Annotated in this window: 27 protein-coding genes and 3 pseudogenes; 14 read left to right on the top strand and 16 right to left on the bottom strand. The window is 56.0% G+C overall.

Translation table 11 applies throughout. The features are described from left to right. Positions 1-4: 4 nt before the first annotated feature. Both MXB53_RS14515 and MXB53_RS14510 read right to left on the bottom strand, forming a co-directional pair. Positions 5-157, bottom strand: a pseudogene (locus MXB53_RS14515) (IS630 family transposase); the annotation flags it as partial. Between the two features lie 36 nt (positions 158-193). Next, complete coding sequence (locus MXB53_RS14510; protein WP_248898295.1) at positions 194-1,018, bottom strand: IS5-like element ISHvo1 family transposase; 825 nt, start codon at positions 1,016-1,018, stop codon at positions 194-196. Positions 1,019-1,282: 264 nt separating this feature from the next. Between MXB53_RS14510 and MXB53_RS14505 the strand changes: the two genes are divergently transcribed. Both MXB53_RS14505 and MXB53_RS14500 read left to right on the top strand, forming a co-directional pair. After that, complete coding sequence (locus MXB53_RS14505; RefSeq protein ID WP_248898294.1) at positions 1,283-2,455, top strand: glycosyltransferase family 4 protein; 1,173 nt, start codon at positions 1,283-1,285, stop codon at positions 2,453-2,455. A 90-nt stretch (positions 2,456-2,545) separates the two neighbouring features. Continuing rightward, positions 2,546-3,091 carry a class I SAM-dependent methyltransferase gene (locus tag MXB53_RS14500; protein ID WP_248898293.1) on the top strand — a complete coding sequence of 182 codons (546 nt, stop codon included), beginning with the start codon at positions 2,546-2,548 and terminating at the stop codon, positions 3,089-3,091. 19 nt (positions 3,092-3,110) lie between these two features. Here MXB53_RS14500 and MXB53_RS14495 read toward each other — a convergent pair whose 3' ends face one another. Genes MXB53_RS14495 through MXB53_RS14480 form a run of 4 tightly spaced genes read right to left on the bottom strand, consistent with a single transcriptional unit; the run spans position 3,111 to position 8,911 of the window. Further along, a complete protein-coding gene (locus tag MXB53_RS14495) occupies positions 3,111-5,318 on the bottom strand; it encodes a DUF2206 domain-containing protein (RefSeq protein WP_248898292.1) in 2,208 nt (735 codons plus the stop codon). Between the two features lie 39 nt (positions 5,319-5,357). Beyond that, complete coding sequence (locus MXB53_RS14490; RefSeq protein WP_248898291.1) at positions 5,358-6,461, bottom strand: glycosyltransferase family 4 protein; 1,104 nt, start codon at positions 6,459-6,461, stop codon at positions 5,358-5,360. A 4-nt stretch (positions 6,462-6,465) separates the two neighbouring features. Continuing rightward, entirely contained in the window at positions 6,466-7,650 is a 1,185-nt protein-coding gene (locus MXB53_RS14485; protein WP_248898290.1) for a glycosyltransferase family 4 protein, read from the bottom strand. Position 7,651: 1 nt separating this feature from the next. Further along, a complete protein-coding gene (locus MXB53_RS14480) occupies positions 7,652-8,911 on the bottom strand; it encodes a sulfatase (RefSeq protein WP_248898289.1) in 1,260 nt (419 codons plus the stop codon). A 150-nt stretch (positions 8,912-9,061) separates the two neighbouring features. Here MXB53_RS14480 and MXB53_RS14475 point away from each other — a divergent pair, with 150 nt between their 5' ends. After that, positions 9,062-10,201: a glycosyltransferase family 4 protein gene (locus MXB53_RS14475; RefSeq protein WP_248898288.1), complete on the top strand. Its 1,140-nt coding sequence runs from the start codon at positions 9,062-9,064 to the stop codon at positions 10,199-10,201. On the opposite strand, the gene MXB53_RS14470 is transcribed toward MXB53_RS14475, so the two are convergent. From MXB53_RS14470 to MXB53_RS15880, 5 genes and pseudogenes are all read right to left on the bottom strand, one after another. Continuing rightward, on the bottom strand, positions 10,202-11,422 hold the full coding sequence (locus MXB53_RS14470) for a hypothetical protein (RefSeq protein ID WP_248898287.1): 1,221 nt from the start codon (positions 11,420-11,422) through the stop codon (positions 10,202-10,204). Between the two features lie 131 nt (positions 11,423-11,553). Continuing rightward, positions 11,554-11,760: a hypothetical protein gene (locus tag MXB53_RS14465; protein WP_248898286.1), complete on the bottom strand. Its 207-nt coding sequence runs from the start codon at positions 11,758-11,760 to the stop codon at positions 11,554-11,556. A 23-nt stretch (positions 11,761-11,783) separates the two neighbouring features. Further along, a complete protein-coding gene (locus tag MXB53_RS14460) occupies positions 11,784-12,200 on the bottom strand; it encodes an NUDIX domain-containing protein (protein WP_248898285.1) in 417 nt (138 codons plus the stop codon). Beyond that, positions 12,193-13,119: an NAD-dependent epimerase/dehydratase family protein gene (locus MXB53_RS14455; protein ID WP_248898284.1), complete on the bottom strand. Its 927-nt coding sequence runs from the start codon at positions 13,117-13,119 to the stop codon at positions 12,193-12,195. Before MXB53_RS14455 ends, MXB53_RS14460 begins: the two co-directional genes overlap by 8 nt. 326 nt (positions 13,120-13,445) lie before the next feature. After that, positions 13,446-13,644, bottom strand: a pseudogene (locus MXB53_RS15880) (ISNCY family transposase); the annotation flags it as partial. Between the two features lie 71 nt (positions 13,645-13,715). On the opposite strand from MXB53_RS15880, the gene MXB53_RS14450 reads away from it, so the two are divergent. The 6 genes from MXB53_RS14450 to MXB53_RS14425 all read left to right on the top strand — a co-directional run bounded on the left by MXB53_RS14450 (position 13,716) and on the right by MXB53_RS14425 (position 19,461). Next, complete coding sequence (locus tag MXB53_RS14450) at positions 13,716-14,957, top strand: tyrosine-type recombinase/integrase (RefSeq protein ID WP_248898283.1); 1,242 nt, start codon at positions 13,716-13,718, stop codon at positions 14,955-14,957. Between the two features lie 138 nt (positions 14,958-15,095). Then, a complete protein-coding gene (locus MXB53_RS14445) occupies positions 15,096-15,356 on the top strand; it encodes an AbrB/MazE/SpoVT family DNA-binding domain-containing protein (protein ID WP_345779741.1) in 261 nt (86 codons plus the stop codon). A gap of 35 nt (positions 15,357-15,391) precedes the next feature. Continuing rightward, complete coding sequence (locus tag MXB53_RS14440) at positions 15,392-15,841, top strand: HVO_A0114 family putative DNA-binding protein (protein WP_248898281.1); 450 nt, start codon at positions 15,392-15,394, stop codon at positions 15,839-15,841. A 252-nt stretch (positions 15,842-16,093) separates the two neighbouring features. Then, positions 16,094-17,293, top strand: coding sequence for a tyrosine-type recombinase/integrase (locus MXB53_RS14435; RefSeq protein WP_248898280.1), 1,200 nt, complete (start codon positions 16,094-16,096; stop codon positions 17,291-17,293). 261 nt (positions 17,294-17,554) lie between these two features. Further along, positions 17,555-17,704 carry a DUF2080 family transposase-associated protein gene (locus MXB53_RS14430; protein ID WP_248898279.1) on the top strand — a complete coding sequence of 50 codons (150 nt, stop codon included), beginning with the start codon at positions 17,555-17,557 and terminating at the stop codon, positions 17,702-17,704. Then, positions 17,704-19,461: an RNA-guided endonuclease InsQ/TnpB family protein gene (locus tag MXB53_RS14425; RefSeq protein WP_248898278.1), complete on the top strand. Its 1,758-nt coding sequence runs from the start codon at positions 17,704-17,706 to the stop codon at positions 19,459-19,461. The genes MXB53_RS14430 and MXB53_RS14425 overlap by 1 nt, the downstream gene beginning before the upstream one ends. Positions 19,462-19,840: 379 nt before the next feature. Here the strand turns inward: MXB53_RS14425 and MXB53_RS14420 are convergent, their stop codons facing one another. From MXB53_RS14420 to MXB53_RS14410, 3 genes are all read right to left on the bottom strand, one after another. Then, on the bottom strand, positions 19,841-20,269 hold the full coding sequence (locus tag MXB53_RS14420) for a type II toxin-antitoxin system VapC family toxin (RefSeq protein ID WP_248898277.1): 429 nt from the start codon (positions 20,267-20,269) through the stop codon (positions 19,841-19,843). Further along, positions 20,269-20,514 carry an AbrB/MazE/SpoVT family DNA-binding domain-containing protein gene (locus tag MXB53_RS14415; RefSeq protein ID WP_248898276.1) on the bottom strand — a complete coding sequence of 82 codons (246 nt, stop codon included), beginning with the start codon at positions 20,512-20,514 and terminating at the stop codon, positions 20,269-20,271. Before MXB53_RS14415 ends, MXB53_RS14420 begins: the two co-directional genes overlap by 1 nt. 304 nt (positions 20,515-20,818) lie before the next feature. Further along, entirely contained in the window at positions 20,819-22,036 is a 1,218-nt protein-coding gene (locus MXB53_RS14410; protein WP_248898275.1) for an RNA-guided endonuclease InsQ/TnpB family protein, read from the bottom strand. A 108-nt stretch (positions 22,037-22,144) separates the two neighbouring features. Between MXB53_RS14410 and MXB53_RS14405 the strand changes: the two genes are divergently transcribed. Both MXB53_RS14405 and MXB53_RS14400 read left to right on the top strand, forming a co-directional pair. Further along, a complete protein-coding gene (locus MXB53_RS14405; RefSeq protein WP_248898274.1) occupies positions 22,145-22,417 on the top strand; it encodes a hypothetical protein in 273 nt (90 codons plus the stop codon). After that, positions 22,418-22,579 (top strand): hypothetical protein, encoded by a 162-nt coding sequence (locus MXB53_RS14400; protein ID WP_248898273.1) that lies wholly within the window; start codon positions 22,418-22,420, stop codon positions 22,577-22,579. Positions 22,580-22,778: 199 nt separating this feature from the next. Here MXB53_RS14400 and MXB53_RS15875 read toward each other — a convergent pair whose 3' ends face one another. Next, a complete protein-coding gene (locus tag MXB53_RS15875) occupies positions 22,779-23,336 on the bottom strand; it encodes a PIN domain-containing protein (protein WP_345779740.1) in 558 nt (185 codons plus the stop codon). Between the two features lie 14 nt (positions 23,337-23,350). Next, positions 23,351-23,974, bottom strand: a complete 624-nt coding sequence (locus MXB53_RS14395) for a winged helix-turn-helix domain-containing protein (protein ID WP_248898272.1) — start codon at positions 23,972-23,974, stop codon at positions 23,351-23,353. Between the two features lie 180 nt (positions 23,975-24,154). Here MXB53_RS14395 and MXB53_RS15870 point away from each other — a divergent pair. The 3 genes and pseudogenes from MXB53_RS15870 to MXB53_RS14385 form a co-directional block, all read left to right on the top strand. Beyond that, positions 24,155-24,528: pseudogene (locus MXB53_RS15870) on the top strand (tyrosine-type recombinase/integrase); the annotation flags it as partial. A gap of 82 nt (positions 24,529-24,610) precedes the next feature. Continuing rightward, positions 24,611-25,195, top strand: coding sequence for a DUF7437 domain-containing protein (locus MXB53_RS14390; protein ID WP_049907977.1), 585 nt, complete (start codon positions 24,611-24,613; stop codon positions 25,193-25,195). A gap of 14 nt (positions 25,196-25,209) precedes the next feature. After that, on the top strand, positions 25,210-25,740 hold the full coding sequence (locus tag MXB53_RS14385; protein ID WP_248898271.1) for a PIN domain-containing protein: 531 nt from the start codon (positions 25,210-25,212) through the stop codon (positions 25,738-25,740). Positions 25,741-25,973: the final 233 nt, after the last annotated feature.

Here is a 25,973-nt window from a genome sequence, read left to right as displayed (position 1 = left end):
GTGCCTAGCGTAACTTCAGAAGGTATCCACCAAGGTGTTCGTCAATCCATGAGGCTGCGAAACTCAGCCGATTCGTAAGTTGCTCAAAGAGCTCCGTGAGGGGAGCGTGGTATTCTGCCGCAATCTCCACGATTAACGGCGATGCTTTCCATTTGAGGGGCTCTGGTGAATCGCCATACAGCGGTTGATTTGGCTATGTTGCGGCACGCTTGATGTTATGAACGACACATTTCAAGACGAGTTCACGAAATTCTCGGTACCACGTTCGCGCACGCACGGCGTCGCCGTGCGTGCGCTTGATCGACGAGAAGACGGTCTCACACATCGATCTTTGACGGTATCGAGGCCCATCGACCCGCGCGTTATGCGCGTGGTCGATGGGCCGGAAGATGCGATGTTTAATCAACGGCCTTACGCCTTCTTCTCGTAGTTTTTCGCGTAATCGCATCCAGTCGTAGCCTTTGTCAGCGGCGAGGCTGTGCAGGTCGCCTGCGTTGCGGGAGGCGACCTGCCAGCCGAGTTGTGTGTCGTGGGTTTTCTCGGTCGTACAATGAACGTCTAGAACAGCTTGAGTTTGAGTATCGACGAGAGCCGTCGCCTTGAGTGTCTGAACGCGGTAATTCGTGCGGCGACAGTAGTGCTTGCTAGCGTTTTCGCGGTCAAAAAACGTGGCATCAATGGCGGCGTGACCCGAGGGGTCGTGCAGCTGCGCCGACAGGCGCAGCAGCACTCGCCAGACCTTCATCTGAAACCTATCAAACGCCTTAACGAGCGTCGAGTGATCAGGGAGATCGCCCTCTTCGAGGCCGATCTCCCCACAAATATGCGGCATTTCGCTCAGCAGATCCAATGCGTTGCGGTACGACTCATCAAGGTAAATCCGCAGACAGTGCAGCGATACGAGGGCGTAGTCGGCGAAGCCGCCACCCCCTTCGGGGGCGGCGACTTCGCCTCGGTCACCAACAACATTTTTAGCCAACGTGACTGCCTTCTTCGTGAAGCGGGAAATTTTCGACATAGATCATCGGCGGTTTCCCGCTTTATCTTCCAAATTCTACCGGTCGAAACCGACGCTGTCTAGTGATTCACCAAAGCCGTGAAGCGGGAAATTTTCGACATAGATCATCGGCGGTTTCCCGCTTTATCTTCCAAATTCTACCGGTCGAAACCGACGCTGTCTAGTGATTCACCAAAGCCGTGAAGCGGGAAATTTTCGACATAGATCATCGGCGGTTTCCCGCTTTATCTTCCAAATTCTACCGGTCGAAACCGACGCTGTCTAGTGATTCACCAAAGCCCAATTAATCAAAAGGGCAATAACATAGAACCTCTTAAACCAACCAGAAACGAGCCCAGGCGGCTTTGCGAAACGATTAAACTAAGAGACCCCCACCAAACTTACATAAATATAATGTCAAATATTGCTATGCTGTATCATGGCCATAATGAGGAGTTACACCCCGCACATCGAGGTTTTGCTGAAGCTATTAATGCGGATATTCGGAGTATCTCTAATACAAGCCCCCACAATGTGAAATCGTTCTATCAGGAAATTGCACGGGGATACTCGATTGGCAAGTACGATACAGTTATCGCGGAAGGTTCTCGACCCCTGTATACGGGATTGATCCACAAAATGATTTATGGATCAAACCTTGTGTATCTTTGTGCCGATCATCGACTATACAACCTCTGGAATAGATCCGTTCCGGTCACGTCGGCGTATTCGTTCTTCAAACATATACTCGGGACATATGGGAAGCCGGTGGTTCGTACAATCGCTCAGCGTGGTGTTGACGGAATTATTGCCGTCTCTGACTTTGTCAAAGAGTATCTGCGTCCCATCTTCGGAGATACTGTTCCAATTCGAGTTGCTCATCCATATATCCAGCCAGACCTGTACGATAGTCTCGGTAGTGTTGAACCCAATCTTAATGAGAAGATAGCTGTAACTATTGGAAGAGCAACTCGGTATAAAGGTGTGGATCTCCTCGTGGACGCGTGGCCAGCAGTTCGAGAACGACATCCAGGTGCGGAACTACACGTTGTCGGGAAAGGGCATCCCGAATCGTTCGAGGACACTGACGGTGTGACTGTACACGGCTTCGTCGAAGATATCGCAGATGTATACACGAACGCGGGGTTGTATGTTCAGCCATCTCGTATTGACCCCTTTCCGGTAACGGTACTTGAAGCGCTCAGGGCCGGCGTTCCTACAGTTGTGACTGAATCAACAGGCTCGCGCTCTGAGATCAAAGAGATCGACGAACGATTAATCGCCTCTACATCTGCTAATGGGCTAGGTGAGGTGGTTAATTGGTATATGGGGCTTCCACAGGTAGAAAAAGAGGAATTATCTTCGGATAGCAAAATACGAGGAGAGAAGTTTGGACCGCAGTTCCAGAAAAAGGCGTTTAGTCAAGAGTTTCAAAGATTAATGTCGGAAATAGAGTAGTCTCAAGACTGTCAGCACCCCCTCGGTTAAGTCAACATCTCTCTTCTAGATAGGCAATAATAAGTCACGTCTGGCGAAAGAATTCTCTAAATGGAGATGCCTAAAAAGGTCGAACTGGGCTGCGGCGAGAAGAAGCCAGAAGGATATCTAGGTGTAGACATCGTTGAGACAAATCAGACGGATAAGGTAATCGACTTGGACCAACCTAATTGGGATCTGCCTAGTAATCATTTCACCCATATTCGTGCCATAGACCTGTTCGAGCATTTGGAGAACCCGATGACCTTCATCGAAGAAGTCCATCGGATCGCGGAAAACGGCGCAGTCATTGAGGTACGAGCGCCACATCGAAGCTCACAAAATTGGACGGACCCCACTCATGAACGCCTCGTAGGAGTAGACACGATGGATAACTATTTTACTGCTGATGGGACGTACGGGTTCTATTCTGATGCTGATTTTGACGTTATCGAGAAAAAGCTAATATTCCAACAGAGGCTGGTTCTCCCATGGAACTACATAATTCAACCCGTTATGAATAAAAGCGAAAGAGGGATGAACTTCTTTGAAGTAACCTTCTTATCACGATTGTTCCCCGCCCAACATATGTACTTCCGATTAAAGGCTGTTAAGTGACATATTTTGTGATTAAATATTATTTGTATACCTTTGCCGGCCCGTTCGTGTACACCTTATTTTTAGAGATGAACTGAGGCAAATCAAAGAAATCGTAGTAGACAAATCCGTTGAATCCAGTCGTTATCGTTCCACTCGTCGTATCTGCCTGAGCAATGTACGTATATCCCTCATTGAGATCATCCGGATTCTCTATACTCTGGATATTGGGATCGGTTTCATCAGGAACTGTAAGCTCAGTTTGATACGTCCCAAGCTTACTTTTGTATACTGTACTCTCGTCCGGGATGTATTCGGCGATGAACGAAGACGCGAAAAGGCCACTTTCAGGTGTGTACACCCGATATAGCGCGAATTGCTCTATTGGATCGCCAGATTGCATAATTCGATCTCTATCGAAGTTCGGTGCCCGTGAAGCGTCGTGAGTCACCGTTGCAGCGATGAACCCTGACGAAAGTAACATGAGGACTATGAGTAAGACGCTTGCCGGAACAAATTGACTCCGACTGAACTTCGGGAGGCGCACTGCAAGAATCGCAAACGGCCCGAGAATCACCATCAGAAGCCCAAACGTACGCGCTGAACTCAAGACATTTGGACCAAACGATAGTGGAAACAGTACTGCTAAACCGAGTACCACACTTAGATACGCCCCGTTTCGCAGGGCACCAGGTGCGTCCTCCTGGATGACGTTCTCAAATTGAGTGATTGCTCGGTGTTCTACTGAGAGTAGCCGTAGCAGGTAGATGAGCGCAATGATACCGATTGTGAGACACGTGAGGGCAGCGATGATCAAATGAGAGTAGAAAAACACCTTGAAGGAGAGCGAAGGCATCTCAAAGGAGATGGCGTTCGTTGCTGCAGTGTTCGTTGTTGGTGTGAGGAAGTTCAGTGCACGACCGATAAGGACGCTACCGACGAAATCGAAGGTGTCTCTCGTGATGTAGGCGTACCAACCGAACGTCAACACAACGTAGAGTGTGAGACCCGTGAATTCAGCCATCGGCTGTGATTCACCCCCGAGATACCTGAGAACGCGATAGCAAACGTATGCCGGAATAATCAACAGCAACACGAGGGGGCCAACACCGTAGTGGGAAGTAATCAACGCCCAGAAGAACGTGAGGGCTAGAAATTTCCGATGTCGCTTCTTGATATCACTATCAAGTATGACGGCGACGAGAACCGCGGTAAAGAAGATAGCAGCGCCGGTTCGCGTGTTCCGCGGGAGCAGCCGATATGTCTCGGGCAGGAAGACGTACAGTGCGCTCCCAAGAAATGCGACTTCTTTCGAAAAGTACCGCGTTGAGAGCAGGTACCCAATCACAGGTGTAAATGCGAACACGACTGGATGGGCGATTTTGAATACCCACAGGAGAGGGATGTCCATCACGAGCTTGTAGGCGGCCTGCATCGGTCCGATCCGAACCATCGCTCCTTTCGTTCCCGTCGGGATCCAGTAGCCAGTACTGAGAACATTCTGAGCGATACTATATTCAGCCATTCCATCTCCGAAAGCGAGATGCGTCGCAAGGAGGGCACGCTGTAACACGAGAGCAAACGAGATCGCCAGTATCGATAGTCCTAGATATCGTCGCTTCCGGTCGAATTGGAGGACAAGTAGAGGGAGAACGGCACACGCAGCAAGGACTGAGAGCGCTATGGTGTTCTCGCCGACGCGATTGATGAATAACGCACCAGAGACACCGAAAACCGGAAGTGTGAGCAATAACAAGATTATTTTGGTATTGTATTCGCAGATATAACTAAAGACGCAATATATCTCATCAACGGGGGTCTGGTCCCGGGTCAGATACCACGCTGAGGCAGTAAGTACGCTGATTACACCGACGTAGATCCAGACGAGAGTAGTCCCGTTGAACGGTTTCGGAATGATCTGAAACTGCATATACACCGCGTTCGCCAGCCAGGCGACGAACATCGAAAAGGCGAGGCTCAGCGCCACCGCATACAACATATCAATCGGCCGGAATCGATCTCGTATGATGCGCAAGATCAGCAATCCCGGTACGAACGTCAGTAGGACAAATCCAAGAGCCGCTTGGATAGCTGTCGTCCCCGGCAGCGGTTCCGGAAGGAAAACGCTCACCGCGTAGAGTATCGTTAGAAACCCAGAGAAACGAATTGATTGATGAGTGTTCGGAGCAATGGCTGATATTACGGCATTTCGGAACAGCTCTGTTCGAGTTACTTGGGTGGTTGCCATTACTGTGATCCTCTGTCGGAGAGCAGGCACGCCCGCTGTTCAATCATCTTCCTCGGTAGTCATAGTTCCTGCGTCAAGTACGGCATTTAGCTTTTCGCTGAACTCGTCATAGTTCTCTTCGGCGACTTGATGGGCGTTACTCAGTGATTTAACGGCAGGGATCGACTCGAAGGCAACGATCTCTAAATCGAAGTAGCTCGCCTCAGAGAGCGGAAGACCCCAACCCTCCGAAAGTGAACACGTCGCGTAGACGTCGCTCCTGTTATAAACTCCCGCGAGTGTCTCATCATCAACAAACCCCGTCAAGACGACATCATCGCCCGCCTGTTCTCGGACACACTCGGAGTACTCAGGCATACTCTCTTCACCGACGAGGAGGAGTTTACAATCGGCCTCCTCTTGCCTGGCCGCTTGGAATACTTCTATCAGTTTATGGATGTTCTTGCGGGGAGAAATCCGTCCAACGTGAAGTACGACGGTATCTTCGGGTGTGAGGTCGAATCGTTCGTTAATCGTCTCCTCATCCGCAACGTCCTCAAATCTCGACTCAGTAATCGTGTTCGGAACGACGATTGCCTCACGTCCAGTCTTCGCTTCAATATACTCCCCTGATTCCTCGCTCACCGCACAAAGATAATCGGCCTTTCGGACGGCATAGTTCTTGGTTTCGAGGTGATGTTGGACTCGCGCCCAGATGTGGGCCAGTCCTTCGAAGAGCTCGTCCGACGATCCTGACGGATGCGACCAGTACACGTAAGGAACGTCGTGAACCACCTTGGCCGCATGCCCGAGCGTCGAGAACGGAAATCGATGTGCGATGATCAAATCGAAACGATTTGCTGACCGGACGAAGTTGAGAGCACTGGGACTGGCGAGCGTAAGTAGCTTATCGACCTCTTTGTACGGGCTTGTCTCGAAATGACCGAGGGCGTGGAGGGAGACATCTTCTGGCGGCTTTCTCGTCCCTTCTAGCGTGAATATCTCGATGTCGTACCCCTCATCACGTAACTCGACGGCTTGTTGTTCAATCACCCGTGCGACGCCACCAATATCGCTATACGATGTCCCGCAGATGGCGATTCGAGATATATCATCCTCAAGGGATCCGACGAAGTCAGTAATAGAGTCACGTGTAGTAGTCATTTTATTAAGCCTCCTCCTGCGTTCTCGCCCGTGTGAACGCAGAGTACACGTTCTCAGTCTGCTGAATCGCTCGATCCCACGAACGTGACTCCCTGTCCTGAATTGATGCTTTTTCCATTTCCTCTCGCATCTGATCGTCCTGTATCATCTCTTTGATTGCCCCCGCTAACGAACCCTCGTTTCTCTCTACCACGCAGCCATCTACGCCGTCATCAACCGCCGTAGGAATTCCACCAGCATCCGCGCCGATCACCGGCGTCCCACAGGCTATCGCTTCAAGCAACACAAGTCCGAACCCCTCATATTTGGACGGGAGGATGAATACGTCGGCAGAAGAGTACAACTCTGGGAGATCACCATCGTCAACGTACCCGAGGAAACGTACCTGCTCTTGAATTCCTAACTCCTGTGCCAACTTACGGAGTCGCTTTTCATGCCGACCGGTACCGGCGATGAGAAACTCCACGTCGTCGGATTCTACTCGCGCGAGCGACCGCAACGCCAGGCCAAGTCCTTTCCGAGCGCCGAGTCGTCCAACGTAGAGTAACGACATCTTCTCTGAATCAACAGCTGGATGCCGCTCTTCGCGTGGATAGAACCACTCCGTGTCCACGCCGTGGGGAATCATCTCAACATCGCCCTCACTAAGTCGGTAGCTCGTCGTCAACTGGTCGTAAGCGTGATTGCTGATCGCAATCACTTTGTCAGCGTCACGACTCGCCACGTAGTCCATTACGGCGTTCATCGGATGGAAGAAGTACTTCAACAGGTAGTCCGCGGGCGTCTCTAGCGCGACCGCCTTTGCTTCCCCGATTGACGTCCCGTGACTTGTCAATACTACGGGCGTCTCAATATCATTGAACGCTGTCACTGCGACCGTCGAGGCAGGCATCATCGTACCGTGAACGATATCGTATGCCTCGAAATCGATCTCTCGCCGTGCTGTGAAGCTGAACCACAGCGTCTCGAACGTGACGAGCTTCCGTCGTGCCTTACAGATCCGATGAACGGAAACATTCTCGTGAACGTCTGCCTTCTCGTCCGGACTGTCAATCCACTGCGTAAACACGTCCACGTCATGGCCCCGCTCGGCAAGCCCGTTAGCGAGTTCGTGTGCGTACGTCTCCGCACCCCCGACACCTGGAGGAAACTGCTTCGAGATGAGGCAGACGCGTAGAGTATCCTCCATACTACTCTTTGTACCCCAGAGCGCTCAACCGTTGCTCGATCTCTTCGTCAACGTCCTCATCCTCGCCGATCTCGTCGCCGTTCTCGACGCGAACCCGCTGTTCAACATACGCTTCAAGCTCGGAGTGAAGCGACCGGTCAGAGCTCTCTGTGTACTCTATTGCGCCACTGTCCCGATCTCGTTCGCAGAAACATTTGTCCTCACGGGTACGAACAGCGTATCGCCGGAGATGACTGTGATCGTCCTCTCCACGAGCCTGGGAGAAGACCCGCCTGTCATTTGAAGCGTCGAACAGCGATGTACCATCGGTACTGTTGCGTCCGACTGTTTCTTCGATAGTTGCCACGACATCTAGAGTACTCACAGGAGCTTCCATAGATTCGATATCGCCGTTTGGAGGTCGCATAAACAGTGGCACGTGGGTGATTTCGTCGTGTAAATACCGTGGGTGTTCGTAGTAGCCGTGTTCTCCAAACGCGTCACCGTGGTCGGCCGTTACGATCAGTAGCGACTGTTCCAGTAATCCCCGCTCACGAAGTTCCTCTAGGAACGCACCGATGTACTTGTCGTTGTACCGGATTTCGGCGTCGTACAGATCAATCAACAACTGCTGTTCCTCCTCAGTAATTGACTCGGGATCGTCGATTGCACGTTGGTACAGCGACTGTGCGTCCCGGCCTGACAAGCCTTGGTCGGAGTATAGCGTCGCGTACTCCCCAGGTGGTTCGTACGGACCGTGCGTGTCCATATAGTGGTTCCAGAGGAAGAATGACTCTCCGTCGTCGAGTGAATCAATCCAGTTTAGCGAGCGCTCGTTGATTTCCTCGGCTCGCGCGTAGTGGCGGTTCCGAAACTTGTCAAGCGCACGTTGTGCGAGCGCGATCAGCTTGTGTTGGCCAAGATGGAGATCGTCGTCGAAGACATCGAAGCCCCGGTCGAAACCGTACGCCCGTGAGACAAACGGGTTCGAGTGAAACCCTGCTGTCGCAAACCCCTCTTCGGAGAGCGTTGACGCAATAGTGTCAGAAGCGAGGTGGTACTTTGAGTCAATAGCGACGTCAGGGTACTTCCCGGTCAGCAACGCCGGAACCGCCTCTCGTGTGTGCGAACTCGCGCTATACGCGTTCGTGAATCGAATACTCTCCTCCGCGAGCTCGTCCAGTACCGGCGACGTGTCGCGGTGGTACCCGTAGCAGGAGAGGTGGTCTGCGCGGAGCGCGTCCGCAGAAAGCAGGATAACATTCTCCCAGTCCTCACTCATTGTATCGATGGAAAACATGATGGGACATAGGTGTTACGTGAACAATTCCCTCCAAGACCCATCAAACCGCGTTACTAGTCGCTACGATCCATTCGTTGGCCTGTCGGCACATCGAAAAGAAATTATCCCATACCCCCAGCATATCGGATAATGCGCGTGGCTTTCGTGTCGAACGTCGTCTATCCGTTCGTCACCGGCGGGGCCGAGAAGCGAATCCACGAAATCGGCACCCGACTCGCCGACGAGGGCCACGACGTCACCATCTATGGCCGTCACTTCTGGGACGGCCCCGAACAGACCACCCACGAGGGAATGACGCTGCGCGCAGTCGCCCCCGAAGCCGACCTCTACGACGGAGATCGTCGTTCCATCACGGAAGCCATAGACTTCGCGGCCCGCGCACTCCCAGAACTCCGCAGACACCTCCGCCGCGACGAACACGATGTCGTCGTCGCCAGTGTCTTTCCGTACTTCCCGGTGCTCGCCACGAAACTCGCCAGTCTCCGCACGGACACACCACTCGTGACGACGTGGCACGAGGTCTGGGGCGACTACTGGGAGGAGTACCTCGGTCACCTCGCCCCGTTCGGCAAGCTCACCGAGCACGTCACCGCACGCACACCACAACATCCGATAGCGATATCATCGATCACGGCTGACCGTCTCGCCGCCATTGGCCCTGCCCGTGAGAACATCGAAATCGTCCCGAACGGCATCGACGTCGAGCAGGTCAGAAACGCCCCGCTCCCCGAACAGGGCTACGACGTGCTCTTCGCGGGCAGACTCATCGAACACAAGAACGTGGACGTGCTTCTCGATGCCTTCGACGAGGTCGCCGACGATCACGACGCCACGCTGGGTATCGTCGGCGACGGACCCGAACGCGAACGCCTCGAAAGAAAGCAGGAGGCATTGACTCACGCCGACCGCGTCGAATTCCTTGGCTTCCTCGACGACTACGATGACGTTCTCGGTCATATGCGCGCTGCCGACGTCTTCGCGTCTCCGAGCACTCGGGAGGGGTTCGGGATCACGTTCGTCGAAGCGATGGCCGCCGACTGTACCGTCATCGCCGCCGACCATCCTGATTCGGCAGCGGACGAAGTCATCGACGACGCGGGTTTCCTCGTCGATCCCACGGTCAAGTCTCTGACGGAGACACTCGATGTCGCACTAGGTGGCAAACGACCACCGACGAATCCCGTTGAACGGGCACAACGATATGACTGGGACGAAGTAGCTGATCAAGCAGAAACGGCCTATCAGCGTGCCATCGACGGCTCGTGGTGATCAATAACTCATCGCATCGTACAGCCCCCGAGCAATCTCGTAGGTTCCACTATCGAGCGGCCCGTCCGCGGGATAATCCAGATTCTGAACCTCACAAACCCCTTTCAATGCTACCGTAGGCGGATTTTCGTCATCCAGGTCAGAACTGTACTCGTCACGCGCTGCCAAACAGACTCGTAGCGCATCCTCCGGATCCTGCATCACACCAGCCGCATTCCCACAGTCCCTGATGCCTTCGAGGACCGCAATCAGCTGGAGCGCACCCCCGCCGTCGTCGTGGGGCCAGCACTTCCACCCGTTCTGGCTATCGACACCGAAGTTCGTGCTGTCCTTGTCGTCCGGTCCGGGATTGTCGTGAGATGTCGTCGCCCCGTGGACGGGATGCGGACCCTGACCGTTCCTCCCGTACGTCCGGAACGATCCGGTGTTCGCTATCGGAACCGGATCGAGGTCGTAGTACTTTGACCGACTACCCCCACTCTGGTCGCCCTGAATCTGAGATTGGTACCGTTCGATCACGACATCAGCCTGCTCCTGATCGCTCAGCTGATCCTCATCATCACCGTACTCATCGACCAACTCGCCAATCACGTCCTGCACCTCGGGAACAGTGTGCCTCAATGTACTCTCGATGTGTAGCCACGTCGTCCCGATCACCCGACCGTTGGCCGGGTAGCCGTAGATCTCGATGTGCCCACTCTCATTCAATTCCTCCATAATTTCCCGCCCATCAACGTCGCGGGGAATCCGTCCTTTCACGAAGACGTGCGCACCGGTCATCGACCGTGACACCTCCGCGTACCCGCCGAGTGACTGAATGATGTCCCACGCCTCCCGGGTCATCATACCCGTCCCGTCGTCCCGAACGTCGATCACGTCGTCCAAATCAACGAGCATAAGCGGCCCGTCGTCCGGCTGGTAGTCTGCGTGGGGCACGATCACCATCGGGTACAACGGACGTGGCTCCACGGCCTCGCCGTGGTCTGTCGTCCCCCAGTACAACGCCGGATCGACGTGGCCGTTCACCGTTCCGTTCAGCGCCTCCATCACGTCGCCGAACCGTCCGCCGACTCGGTTGTCCCACGAAACCGAATCCCGGCCCCACTTCACCGTCCCTGCATAGCCGTCGTTGAACGGGGCACGCGGTTGCTTCTGTTCCAGATCCCAGCAGAACCAGTTCCGGGCTGTCTGCCCGAACTCGATCAGATCCTGTGGAATCACACGGTCAGCGTCGTGCACCGAGTCAGGGAGCTCCAACACGACGTGCTCATCAGTCACCTCGTCAACGCGTACCGGACTCCCCGTGACCGCCGACGCGTCTGGAGGCCGTGTCGACGCACTCCTCTCCGTTGTCATTGGTCGTCAGCACACCCGTCAGTCATCGCTTCGCTCGCCTGCCGCCGAGCGGACGCCGCCGCCTGCGGCGCAAGGTTCCCCGGCAGATGATCGATGGTCCCAGGGAAGGCGTCGTACATCAGGTGCAGTCGCTCTGATGCTCTGCTCAGGCCGACGTACCACGTTCGAGCTTCGTTCTGGCGCGTCTCCTCCGACCGATCCATCTCGTGGGCGATTTACCCGGTGATTAGTCAGCGTTCACTTCTCGGTGGTGGGAGAGAGCTTCATCAACGGCGGTTTGCTGTGGATCGCTTAGCTGTGACCGCACTTCATCAACCGTATTCCACCGGCAGGCATCGTGTTCAGACGATAGCGACACGGAACGCTGGCTGGTTCGGCAGTAGTAGTAGACGGCAAAGCGGCCGTTGCCTGCCTCGTTCTGCCAGACGAGCGTGTGTACCGGTGTCACAACGGTCGGGTCGAGCGTCGTCTCTTCGGTGATTTCGCGACTGAGGCCCGCAGTCGCGGTTTCGTTGCGATCGACACGGCCGCCTGGCAATTCCCACCCACCATCAGTTGCGCGCCGCACAATTATGACCTCATCATCTGGGGCGAACACGACGCCACGCTGCGTGACAGTGGCACGAAGCGGCTCGTCAGTCATCCTCCATGTAGGGCGCACAAACCCGGCGGACGCCCTCCTCAAAGCTAATCTGGGGCTTCCAGCCGGTCGCCTCGTAAATCTTGGAGATATCCGCGCACGTGTTGTGGACGTAGTTCTCCAGCGGGATGGGCTCGTACTCGGGTTCGACGGCCGTGCCGAGCGCGTCGTTGATGAGGTCGACCATCTCGTTGAACGAGTACGCATCGCCGGTACCGAGGTTGTAGACGCCAGCGAGTTCGTGCTCGGCAGTCGTCACCAGCCCACGGACGATGTCGTCCACGTGTGTGAAGTCCCGCGTCTGCGTGCCGTCACCCCACAGCACGGGCGACTCGTCGTTCGCGATTTTGTCCGCGAACTGGGAGACGGTGTTTGCGTACTCGCCCTTGTGGCCTTCGTTGCCGTCGTACCCTTGGTAGACCGAGAAGAATCGCATCCCCGCACACGTGATGTCGTCGTAGAAGCTGTTGTAGTACTCGGCGTAGCGCTCCCGGCCGAGCATCGACGCGTCGTAGCCCGTCGCGGCTTCAAGGTCCATATCCTCGGGACTGGGCTCCGTTCGGCTGCCGTACGCCGACGACGTCGACGCGTAGACGACGGTGTCGCAGCCGTCGTCGTGGGCCTGTTCGACGACGTTCACGAACCCCTCGATGTTCACGCGAGCGCCCTCGCGTGGGTTCTCTTCGAGCATCTGCCGGCTGGAGAGCGCGGCGAGGTGGAAGACGACGTCGACGCCCTTGGTCGGGAGGTCGTCGTCGAGCACGTCCGCTTCGACGTACTCGACAGCCTCCGAGAGATTCTCCGGGGTGCCGAGGTAGCCATTGTCCAGCGCAATCACATCGTTGTCGGCGGCGAGATGGTTCGCGAGGTTCGACCCGATGAACCCCGCGCCACCCGTCACTAAGATTCGATTGTCTTGCACATGCCGTGACTACTCTCGCTTTCATATAGTAATAGTGAAATCTAACGGCAGTGGCTAATTCAGCAAGCCTGAGACGGAGGGAAAACCTTGGCAACCACAGCGCTCCCCACGACCGGCAGCAGCCAATACCTATGAATGTACTAACAATACGAAATCTCAACAAGGGCATCCACCGTGGGTTCTGTTTGTAGAGTGGACGCTGAACGTGAGTGGAAAGTATAACCTTCCCGCCTCTGCTGAGGGGTAGAACGTGGGTCCACGCGAAAGCCCTTCCCTCAACGAGCGAGCGGGTGCTTAGACCCCGAGCGAAGTAGGAGAGGGTAGTTTACCGACTTGTATTGGTTTTCGATGTCCCAGCGACGGCTGTAACTGTTAGTGACACACACAAGCTCGTCGGGAACGGCGTGATCGCGACGGACACGGCGTACTCTCTATCTCTCCATCAGCGTCGTCACTGGTGGCTGGAATGTAGAGATACTCGGCAGTGTCGTCGACGTCACCGTCAATTCCGACAGGGACATCATGGGCACCACGCCGGATCAGCGGTTCTGGACGAGGAAATGTTACAGACCTCGATACCCGAAGGGACTAGTAGAATGGAAGAATCCGACATCGAGAACGGGTCCAAGGAAGCCAGACGCCACACCACCCGATTCCGAACGGAGTCATTCGATGTGCAACAGTCACGTTCTGATGTCGAAGCTACTCAAACAGACCCAGCCACCGATTCAGACAACAGTCAGAGAGACAACTCACCGCCCAACAACACGAAGCAGGACACGAATTCGGAGTCGCCCAGTACCGCCAACAGCGACGACCTGTTCTCCGGCGTGGTCTCGCTTGATGACGTCATTGAGTTCTATCTCGACACCAATCCCTGGGACGTTCAACCGAACACCATCACAGCGTATCGAGGTCGTCTCAAACACTTCCAAGAGTTCTACGCGAAGCACGCCATCGAGGACCTGAGGAACGTCCGTCCGGAGACGTTGGACGAGTTCCAAAAGTATCTCCGCGAACATCCACAACTCGAAGCGACATCATCAATCAAGAGCTGTCTAACTGCCCTCCGAAAATTTCTCCAGTACTGCGAACGCAGGGGCGTGTTCGATCACGGCTTCCATAAACTCATCATCCTTCCGACGATCTCCAAACACGAAGGGCAAGACGAGCGGTGGCTGGCCAGAGAGACCGCCAAAGAGATTGTTGACTATCTGGAGACGTACAGGCCGTTCACCAAGGCACATGTCGTCTGGGCAATCCTCTCGGAGACCGGGATTCGACAGTCGACACTCCACGCCTTCGACCTCGACGATTACGACGCCGACGAGCGCTACCTCGCAGCTGTCAATCGTGAGGAGACCGGCACGAGACTGAAGAACGGCTACGACGGGGAACGTGAAATCAGTATTTCCGGGGATGCTGCACAGGCCATCGATAGATACATCGAGGCAAACAGGGACACCGTCACCGACGACCACGGGCGAGAGCCACTGCTGACCACGCAGAATGGCCGCCTCCAGAAGAGCACAATTCGACAGTACGTGTACGCGTGGACCCGGCCGTGTGCCATCGGGAAGGATTGCCCGGTCGGCGAGGACCCCGACACGTGTGACGCCGCCCAGACGAACAACGCCGCCTACGACTGTCCGGAATCCCTCTCACCCCATCCCGTTCGTCGAGGATACATCACCCATCTGCGGGCCAACGGCGTCCCCACCGAAGACGTCATCTCGGAGCGGTGTGACGCCAATCCCGACACGATCGAGCGCTGGTACGATATGAGCACCGAGTCAGACCGACGCGAAGCGCGGCGGGAGTACGTCGAGGACCTCTAACGCCAGCTGGAGACTCAACCTGGTTTCATGATACTGCGATTGACGCTGACGTTCGGGATCGAGGTTAAGAATGCCTTTGGGAAGTACCTGAATTTTGTGGGTGGATTTTCATGTCTTTCCCTGTTTGGAAATAGTAGAATGAGCAAAATAGCTGAGGCTGACGACCGAGGGCGAATCGTCATTCCTCGTGAAATTCGTAAAAAGTACGGGGATCGATATCGGATCATCGAACTCGACGACCGGGTTGAGCTAATCCCGCTCAAAAAAGACCCGATCGAGGGGCTTCGCGATGCTGTCGGCGACGCCTTCGACAGGAAATCGATTGCGGAAATCAAACAGGAGGCACGCGACGCTGCGCATGAGGACGCTATTCAGGGAGTTACTGAGCCGGAGAACTGATGATCTACGCTGGCACGGATTTTTCGGTGATACCCATGAACGACACCACACCGCCGCTGCACCCAATGGAGCGCGAACAGCTCCAAGCCGAATCAACCCTCGTCGTGACCGTGAAGTCCTCCGATGAGTTCTACGACGACGTCACCGACAGCATTGTGGCACTCGAAGGAGACAGTGCGGTAGATTCCACGCCGACGCTCTCGTTCACCAGCTACGACGACCTGATGGAGACGCTGACGCCGCGCGTGCTCGAGCTCATCGAAGCCATCCGGCGTGAAGAGCCAGCAAGCATCAACGAAACCGCACGGCTCGTTGACCGGGATGTCAAGAACGTCCACGAGGAACTCAGTCGGCTTGCCCAGCTAGGTATCCTCTTCTTCGAGGAAGACGACCGGCGCAAGCGCCCAGTCGTCTGGTTCGACGAACTCCGTATCAATCTCCCATTTGACCCAGAGGGGGGCGACACGGCGACAGCTGCGCCGTGAACACGGCGCAGGTGTTCTTCACGCTGGCGAGAACTGCCTACACGTCTTCCAGATACCCCCGTCGCTGTTCCATCTTCTCCTGATCGGTGCGCACGTCGTAGAGTATGTGAATTTTATATATAGTGGTATACGATTTACTAGTTTCGTGTACGACCATATTCGGGGTATAGAAGCCTGATACCATCCAATATCGTAGGTTTAGCATTCTCGAAGACTCTACTTGTGCTTAATCGAATAAGCGACGGTAGAATTATGGAGGTCGCCGCCGTCGGGTCAGTCAACGGAATGGACGACACTCAGGACGGCGTTACCCCCAGGGAAGACGCCGACAGAACCACCTTCGAGGCGGCAATACAGCAGTTCGTCCAGTCGAAGGGGAAGGTCGGCGACTCTGGACGGTACGCCACCGACTCGAAACGCCTGCTGGAGCGTTTCGAAGAATTCGCCGCCGACCGTGGCGTCGAGGACGTCGAGTCGATTTCGACGCGACTCCTCGAAGGCTACGCCCAGCACCTCGACCGCCGCGTCCAGACGCGCGAGCAACAGGGAAAACCCCACGGCATCAGCGGAGCCACCGCCCACCAGTACTTCGCTCGGGTGCGTGCGTGGCTGGAGTACCTCGTCAAACGCGACCTCCTCTCGGAAAACCCTGCAAAGAGCCATCACGTCGAGGACGAACTCCCTGATGAGTCACTCGGCACGACCGACGACGGCCAGCAGTTCTGGAGTCCGGCGACGCGCAAGCAGATCGTCCGCTGGACGGACTGGTACTTCGACGCCGCCCTCGACGACGAGCAGGGATGGGTCACGGCGGCGGATGCTGCCCGCGAGCGGGCCCTCATCGCCACGGTCGCTTACTCTGGGGCCCGCGGCGCCGAACTCTTCCGTGACCTGGACAACGACCGGCGCAACGGTCTTCGGTGGCGCGATGTTGACCTCGACGCGGGGACACTGTCTGTCCTCGGGAAGTCCCAAGAAATCGAGGAAGCCCCGCTCCTTGACGCCGGAAGGACGCGGCTGGCGGACCACTATCGGCGTCAGAACCCCGGGGATGAGGACTGGCCTGTCTGGGTGACGCGACACCCTCCGTCACTCTACGCCGGAGCTCGCATACTCGACGGCGTCGACGAAGACGACGACCGCCTCGCCCCTGACACGGTGTTGGATGTCTACCGCGAGCACGGCGGTACGCCGCCGGCGCTCTCCATCGGCGGGGCACGGCGCATCCTCCGCGAACACTCCGACGCGTCAGGGCTGGTCGGCTCCGATGGCGAGCATCTGAAACTACACGGCGCCCGACGTGGCCTCGGGGACGAACTCTATACCCACGACGCGGAGGCCGCTCAGGAGGCGCTCCGTCATCAGAGCATCGAGACAACACACAAGTCCTACCGTGACCGCGACGGTGAGCGCGTTCGCGAGCGCGCCCAAGAAATCCTAAATGGAGAGTGAGGAGTACGTCTCCTCAGAAATAAGCCCCACAGACACCGGAATGGCTGGATACACCACCGCTGAGGTGACTGATTTCGGGACTAATTCGGCAGCTGCTCCCCGATACAGTAAGTTGAGAAGGCTTCGAGAACTCCGTGTATCGTTGTCACCGAGGGTAACGTAACTGTTACGAGATTCAGTAGTATTCGGTAGGATTCGGGAGTAATTTCTACTGATTCGATGGATTTAATTGTATCTACATTGTAGATACTACTACTACTGATGGACAGGCATGAAATAGAAGGGCACGAAGTGATCGAAGGGACTGTGAAACCAACTGGGAACGGGGCTCACATCTACGTCCCGAAAGAGTGGGTGGGTGCAGACGTGAAAATCGTCCGCACCACCGATCCTGACCCGAATACTGACTGATGCAACTCACTGAACAGTTCCACGTCCCGGACGAGTACCACGAGGCGTGCAGCCGCCTCACCACGCTCGTCCAGAAACATACCCAACGGTTGCTCGAAGATGAATACTGGACGGGCGACCACCTCAACGCAATTCAAAACCACGCCGGACAATCCTACACGTACATCCGCGACGACGACCACGACGCCTTTGAGGACGTTGAGGAATACGTCTACAGTCGGTTCAAGCGGTGTGTCTACCACCGCGTCACCCACATCCTCGACGCCCACAGCGACGAGTATCAAGCGTTCCACTTCGTCCTCAAAACGGCCGAGGAGCGCAAAATCCGCCGGATCGGCTGGCACCGCATCCGTACACGACTGTTCAACGACGATGACACACCGTACATCGAGTGGCGCGTTCTCAAAACCGTCGTCGAACAACTTAACACGTACTACGACCAGCACGGGCACTTCCCCGAGCATTATACGGAACTCATCTCCACACCGGAGCCGAACGGCACACTACCGTACGCCCCGGATAAAGGCGACTATCACATCCACGACCTCACCATCGAGGATGGTGACGTGGTGGCGACGGTGAACGCGCCGGACACGCTTGACCCGGACTCGCATCACGGTTGGACAGACCACGAAATCCGGTTCCACACCCACGCACGCTTCACCGAGATGGTTGAAACCGGGGAGGTGAAAGCGCCCACGCTTCACGCATCCGACCACGGTTACACGCTTGACGTGCCAGTGGACGTGCCCGAACAAGATGGTGAGACAGTAGATGACCGTGTGTTAGCGGTGGATCTCGGCGTCAAAAAACAGGCTACTGCGGTTGTCCTCAACGCTGGTGAGGACAGTCACCACGAGCAGGTCGCTCCGCCGACGTTCATCGACCACCCCAGCAAGGACAAACTGTTCCGCATCAAAGCCGATGCTGAAGGCATCAACGACCGCCTTGCAGAACTCCGGCGACAGGCCAAAGCACACACTGAACGGTTCAACCACTTACTGAGCGAGTATCGTCAAACAAGACTGAAAGAGCGTCGGCTCCGCGAGCAAATCCAGCACGACGTGGCGAACCAGCTGGTGTGGCTGGCGATGGAATACGGCTGTGAAACCATCGTGTTCGAATCGCTTGGCCAGCTTGACGCGGGGGATGCGAGTGGTGCGGTCGCGTGGTCAATCTCGTCGTGGGCACGCGGCGAGCTACTCGATTACGTTGAGTACAAGACCAAGATGGTCGGTATCGACTTTGAGACGGTCAATCCGTGGGGGACGAGTCGGCACTGTCCCCGCTGTGGTGAGGAGGGACGAACGGTGAAAGCGCCGGACGATCACACCGAGTGTCGCCACGGCGGGCACTTCCACTGCCCCGGGTGTGGCTACGAGTGTGATCGGGACGTGGTCGGCGCGATCAACGTCGGGCGGAAGTACCTCTCAAACACACAGATGGAGGAGGCGAACCCTGCCGCCTATATGGAGGCGGGGAACCACGCCAGGTTTCCATCACCGCGAGGTGCCCGTTCTGCTGGCGTTCAGTCCGCGACCGATCAACAGGACGAGGCGAGCGGTCGTCAGACCCGCCTCTCTCAGTTCCGTGCCGCGCCGCTCACCGCGAAGCGCGGTGGGAGAGACACGGGTGGACTGCACCAAAATCACGGTAGTAACACGGGCTTGCGGCGGCCCAGCGGTAGTGTCACAAAGGACCTCCTCGCCAGTGCTACCGGTTCTGCCGGGATGCTACCAAATACTACTGGAAATTAGAACGGTTTGTTGCTTTGAACCATTAGAACAGTCATGAACAGCGAGACGGTTCGGTGAGAAGGGCCAACAGAGGGTTCGTACGTTCGGCTCCCCGTCCCACTCGGTGATACGGATGCATTCCGATACGGGGCAACCGCCGATATTCTGCATCTTCTCGTCGACAATCCAGAGCGAGGGTTCACGAATCGAGAACTCCACCGAGTGACGGGGAAAGGGTTGAGTAGTGTGAATGCCGCCGGCGATACGCTCGAGGCACTTGGCGTGATCACCGTCGATCGATCAGGCTGGGCAAATGCTGTTCGGTTGGATCGACCTGCGAATAACGCCTCTACAGACGGTACAAACCGAACATCTCGGGTGGTGACCCCGGCGATTCACCTCAGTTGAATGGATTATCCGCAGTGTCCAGCCGCGTGACGCCGTCAAGGGCGTCGAAATCATCGTCGAACGAGTAGAGGTACTCGATACCTTCCCGTTCCATATATGCTGCAATAGTCGAATCGACGAATGAGAGCTCCAAGTACCGGCGGAAGAGGGCCTGAGCAGCGTTGAAATCCGTTTTCGGTGCGTGGTCAATCTCGAAGTGAGCGCCCTCGATGAGCCGATTTAGCATCTCGTTCGCGGCGTCTGGTCCGAGTTTCTCGCCAGTAAGGTTCAGCGTTTCCGCGACGACGTAGTTCGTCACCATAACATCCGGGAGGTCGCCGTGGTCGATACCTCGGACAATCTCCTGAGCGCGGTTATGGTAGTCGTCGCGGGCGCTTGCACTGGCGAAGAGGACGTTGGTATCTAGGAGGGCAACCGGCATCACTCCGCCCCGAACTCGCTCTCGACTTCGACTGCATTCGTCTCACCAACATCCACTGGCTCGAAGTCGTCGAAGACCCCCTCACGCTGATGGACGATTTCGACGGAGAGGTTCCCTTCTTCGTCGGTGGTCCACCGAAGCTTGTCCCCCGGTTCGATGTCGAGACGCCGACGGAGATCGGCAGGGATTGTCACCATTCCCCGGTCGCTCACCTTCGTTTCCTCAGGGCCTTCTTCAGTTGCCATACCTACGCGTACTGGCTCCCGCACCATACATGTTTCTCTACATGTGGAAAGGGAATGTGACCGCGACCTCGACATCCATCGCTCGAGATGGCGATATCCCAGCCGACAAAGGAGTTGATGCGTGTTGGGCAGCATCGACCGACGACACACAGATCACGATTGTGGACAGACGAAAACAGTTACAGACCCCAGTAGATGCTCGAGATAGTCCAAATCAGTGAGTCAATGAATCTGTGAATCAGTCAACTGCCCCGCGCACGGTGGCGCGGGGCTTGTCAGTGAACTCGGCCTCTCCCGACTGTGGTTAGTCGGACGGGACGAATCCCCGGTTCGGCGTCACTGTTCCTGACTTCAGGGCGAGTTGACTGTCGCCCGTCCGCCGCGACGACTGTAGGCCGCGACGGACGTACCGCCATCCAACATTTTTCGCTCCAACATAGTCCGCATTCGCTGTCGCACCACACTTCTCGCACTCGAACTCCGCCTGCCTGACGCGATTGCCTTCGCTAGTGTGGCCACACTCGGGACACCGCCGACTCGTGTTCTCCGGATCAACGTACTCAACACTGATGCCTTCCGCGTCAGCCTTGTACTCCACGAGGTCAACGAGCTGGCGGTGCGCCCACTGGTGGAACTCTTTCACCGGCGGCGCACGTTCCCTGATGTGTCTCAGGTTCTCAAAGGTGATGTACTCGCAGTTATGCTCCAGTGCTTCCTCGATGATGTCGTTGGCCACGCGGTGGAGGACGTCTCGAACGTATCGGGATTCCCTACCGCTCATCTGCTGAATCGTCCGATGTGCGGATTGTGTACCAGTCTGTTGGAGGTTGCCACGTATCCGCTCGAATTCCCGATGGCGGTGTCGAAGTTCCCTGCCGGACGCGAAGTACGCCGTACTGGTGGTGGCAATGTTGACGATACCGAGGTCAACGCCGAGAACTGTCTTGTCCTCGTCGTCGCCCTGTTGTTCGACCTGTTTCTCGGGCTTCGGTTTGCGAAAGCCGAGATGCAGGTAGTAGTCGCCATCACGCCGAGAAAGCGTGGATTCGGTAACCTCCCAGTCCTCATCGTTGAGGTACTGGTGTTGGTAGCCATCTTCGTCGTCGGGCAACGCGAGATCGCACCGAATACGGTCCTCAACCGTTGCGAGTGAGACTGTTCCGTCGTCGAATATCGTCATCGTCCGGGTGTCGTATTTCACTGTCTCGGCGGTGAACTCCGGACGTGATGTCTTGTACTCCTCGTCCAGTTCGTTGATTTCTTCGACGCCGGAGAGTGCGGCTGCGGCCTGGTGGGTGGCGAGGATTGCGTGCTGACTCCCGAGACGCGTCTCCTCCAGTACTGCGTCGTAGGCGAGGTCTTGGAGGTACGTTTTCCGCGTTTCACCGTGTTCCCATCCGATCTGGCTGCTGGTGTTGCAGGCAGTTTGCCATTCGCTGATGGTGGCATCGAGCAGTTGCTTCTGCTCGTGGGTGAGGATGGGGCGGGTGATTGCGGTGCGTCTCAGATAGTCGTCCGCCACGAGTTTCAATAGATGGTAAAGGTACTTAATAGTTGGTGGGTTTGTGGCAGCGGGCGTCGGCTTCCTCCCCGCCCACGGTGGGGCGGGGAATCCGCCTTACTACCAAGTTTGAAGGTCGTGCTTGCGGATTTTCTCTACGAGTTCGGGCACGATGTTGCCCGTCCGCTTGAGGAGTGGGAGCAGGACGAGTGGCGAGTTATCGACCGAGAGATAGCGTACACGTGTTTCGAACGGCGGTACTCGAACGGTCGTGCCGATGTCGCGTATTTCGATGACGGCTTCCACATTATCGGTGAGGCTGGGAACTGTCCGGCGAAGAAGCTCATAGGGGGTGGTGTAGATGCCGAGAGCGCGGTTTTCTTGTTGTTGCCGTACGAGTAGATGGAGTTCGAAACCGAGCGGTCAAAACCGGTTATGGACATCAGCGAGATTGACGAGCCGATCTCGGCAGCGGACGCATTCCCGGCACGGTTTGATATCACTGCAGAGATTGTAGCCTTCATTCGTCCAGATGAAGATCTCGCTGACTGTCTCTATCCCTAGTAGCACGCAAAGAGGAACTTTGTGCCCAGGGGAGTGACCGGCATCACTCCGTTCCGAACTCGCTCTCGACCTCGACTGCATTCGTCTCGACAGCACCCACTGGCTCGAAGTCATCAAAGACGCCCACGCTGATTGATGATCTCGACGGAGAGGACCCCCTCTCGTTGGTTGGCCACCGAAGCTGTCACCACAACTTTCTCTACCCACTCCACGTGAGCTGGTCAACGGTTGGAAACTCAGATTTTGCTGTCTGAGGCGGGTTGTAGTATCGGGACTTGATATCGTAGTACCCGAATTCGGGAGGGATACGAGCGCACGCCTTTGCCAGATTTTCGTCCGCTGTGTGGGTAATCACACGGATTCGAGCATTCGCATCGAACAATCGAACTGCCAACGCGACCAACGCTGCATCCTGCCAGTTGTTGGTCTCTGGATACTTGCTCTGCTGATTAAGAAACCCATCTGCAACGAACCGCGCTTTCTCAACAGGCCCAGCACTACTATCGAACCCCTTTGTGCGATCACCTGGTAGCGGTGTGGCTACCCGAAGCCACCCCTCTTCGACAGCCGCATCGAGGTACGGATTCGTCGGTGAGTCGGCACTCCCACTGTCCGCTAGTTCGTGGTAGACCGCGGCTGGCACCCAAATCTCTGTTCCGGCTTCCTCAACGGCACTCTTGAGTGACTGTAAGCACGGACTGGGATGCTTCCCTAAATTCCGAAACATCACTGTATCCGCAATATTCGCAGTGTACATCCCCATTATTCGGTCTACTTGTCGGCAAATTCCTCGAGGAGGTTGCCTTCGTCCTCGTCGAAATCATCCGGAGTATACGTCGTCGGGGATGACTCATCGTCACCGAGACCGAGAATCGAATAGAGCGCTTCGACGAGATCATACGCAGTTCCAGGCGAAAGGTCTGTGAGGCTCGCGATCTGCCGGATTGTGACATCCCCCTCACTGTGTGCTTTCACGAGATCGTATGCGAGCGCGAACGTGACGATACCGTGATCTTCGAGAATCCGTTTGATCGCGGGATACTCGTTCTTCTGTGCGATCACCTCGATAAGTTCGGGAGTGATCGAGACTTCCGTCTCGCGAACCGTCAATGTCAGTTCAAACTCTTCAGCGGTGTATACAGCAGTCCCGGCATCGTCGCCAACCTTGCTGATTAGGCCGGCTTCCTCCAGCTTATGGAGATAGTCGTACACCGTCTTTTTCGAGACGGTCGTTGTTTCGACGAGTTCAGGCCCCGTGGCAGTCGCTGACCGCCGAATCGATGTATAGAGGCTAGCGAGAGGTGGGTTCTCGAGTAATTCTGCGAATGTCGGGATTCCGGTGATCATCCCCGGAGTGTCCCCCGCGTTCCGCACGTGTTCTGTATCGTAGTTCATCTTGTATAGAGTTACGAAACTAGAAACCATAAACGTTTGCCACGGAATGGAGCGTTGTAGTGTTCACAAACGAGGTACTGATTTTGTAGGGACTCTTCGCCGCGGCCCCGGGAGACCGTCATATTAACCAACAAATTCGTTCAGTCCAGGTTAGTGTTGGTTAATCACGATGCCGGTACTCGGGATGTCGTCGAGGACCGACTCGCGACGTTCACCGACCACAACGACTGGGACGGCTACCTGTTTCCGTCACCTCATACCTCGGGAGGGTCAATTTCACAGTGGACGATCTGGAACCGATTTTCACAGCTCGCTAACCGTGCGGGGCTGCCCGACGAGATCGGCGGAGTGATACCGGCGCCGAAGATGGGGCGGCGGTACTGGTACGATGCGTACTCTGCATCGCTCGACGTTGTCCTCGGGAGTCTCGACGAGATCGCTGCCGAACAGGGAAGCGCGAGCGCCGACGTCGTCCTGCAGACTATCTCTCGGATTCGCGGGCCCGGGCGCTCCGCCGGGAGTATATGCGCGAGCAGCTGGCTGCTGCATTCGAACCAAGCGAAAAGCGATACTTGGACGCCTCCGACTTCGGTCGCAACCCAAGCGTTATTACTCAGTACACGAATTATGTATTGTATGTCGAAAGCGACGGGGGACCCCGAACGCGCCATTAATGGCCTCATGTCAGTGGCACAGCTACTCGAAGAGCCACGGCTCGCTCGCCTCTACACGTATATTCTCCGTGAAGGCGAAGTGACGATTGATGAAATCGTCGCCGACATCGACACGCCCCGCACGACCGCGTATGCGGATACGGGGACACTCGTTGATCTCGGGGTACTCACGCGGGATGAAACGCAAAAAACGCACACCTACACGGCCATCCCGATCACCCTCACTGCAAACCTCGATGGCGACACGTACACGATCACGCCCACGCTCGTCGAGGCAATCGGCCGGTCGCCCCAGGATCAGGATCTCGACCTGCTGATCGAGAAGCATGGCATGGGCAAGCTCGCTGCAGCGCTTACGTACGCGATTCCGTACGTGGAGGGCGGCATGACCGAACGCCTCGCAGCGCGCGAACTCAACCTTCAACCTGCGTTCGGGATTGCGGTACTCCAGGCACTCCGCGAGGTGATTCTCGACATGCGGGAGTACGATCCATATTTCGACCAAATTCGGAATGCGCGTGACAAGCCGGTCGACGAGGAAGCGTAGGAATTCTCTCATACATGCAAGGGACGACCGAGTCGATACCTGAGAACGCGGTATGGATTGCTGATTCAGGCGTTTTCATTGCCTGTGGCCGCCAACAGCGGAACAAGTATACAGCGCTGGAACGGTTCGCCCGGCGGAACGAGATTACATTTGTGATTCCGCAGCGGGTGTATGAGGAACTTGGCGGTGCGCCAGACCGCAGTACGCCCGGCCAGACACCGATTAACAGTGCGATTGATACTGGATGGGTAACCGTCGCTGACGAGTTAGATTACACGAATCCGACGGTATCTAGCGTTATGGACGGTGTGCGTGGCTTCATTGCACGTGAGTCGAATCGCCCGGAGGACAACATCGAGAAAGCGGATACCGCGCTTGGTGGCGTCGCAGCCCGCCTCTTAGAGAGCGGGAAGGCCGCGTCTATCTGTGTCCTCACGACGGATGACGATGCAGGGAACGGCGTTGTCACTGCAATCGAAGCTCATGGGTTCGACGGGCAAATCACGTTCAAAGATGGCTTTGAACTGATTGCAGAGATCACGTGATCGAGACCCTCAACCGTCAGTGACACCTTCGATTAGTTTCATCCATTACCCCAGTAAATGCTCGAGATGGCCCGGACATTGATTCACTGATTCACAGAATCTGTGAATCAGTGAAGTCATAAATCAGGGAGTTAAGGAGTACTTGATTCTTGGAATCCAATAGGATGTGGCGAGTCATGGAGTCAGTGAATCAATGAATCAGTGAATCCAAGAGATAGGGATTCAATGAATTA

Source organism: Haloplanus sp. XH21 (assembly GCF_023276355.1).
Classification (GTDB): domain Archaea; phylum Halobacteriota; class Halobacteria; order Halobacteriales; family Haloferacaceae; genus Haloplanus; species Haloplanus halobius.
This window is presented reverse-complemented; position numbering and strand designations above follow the sequence as displayed.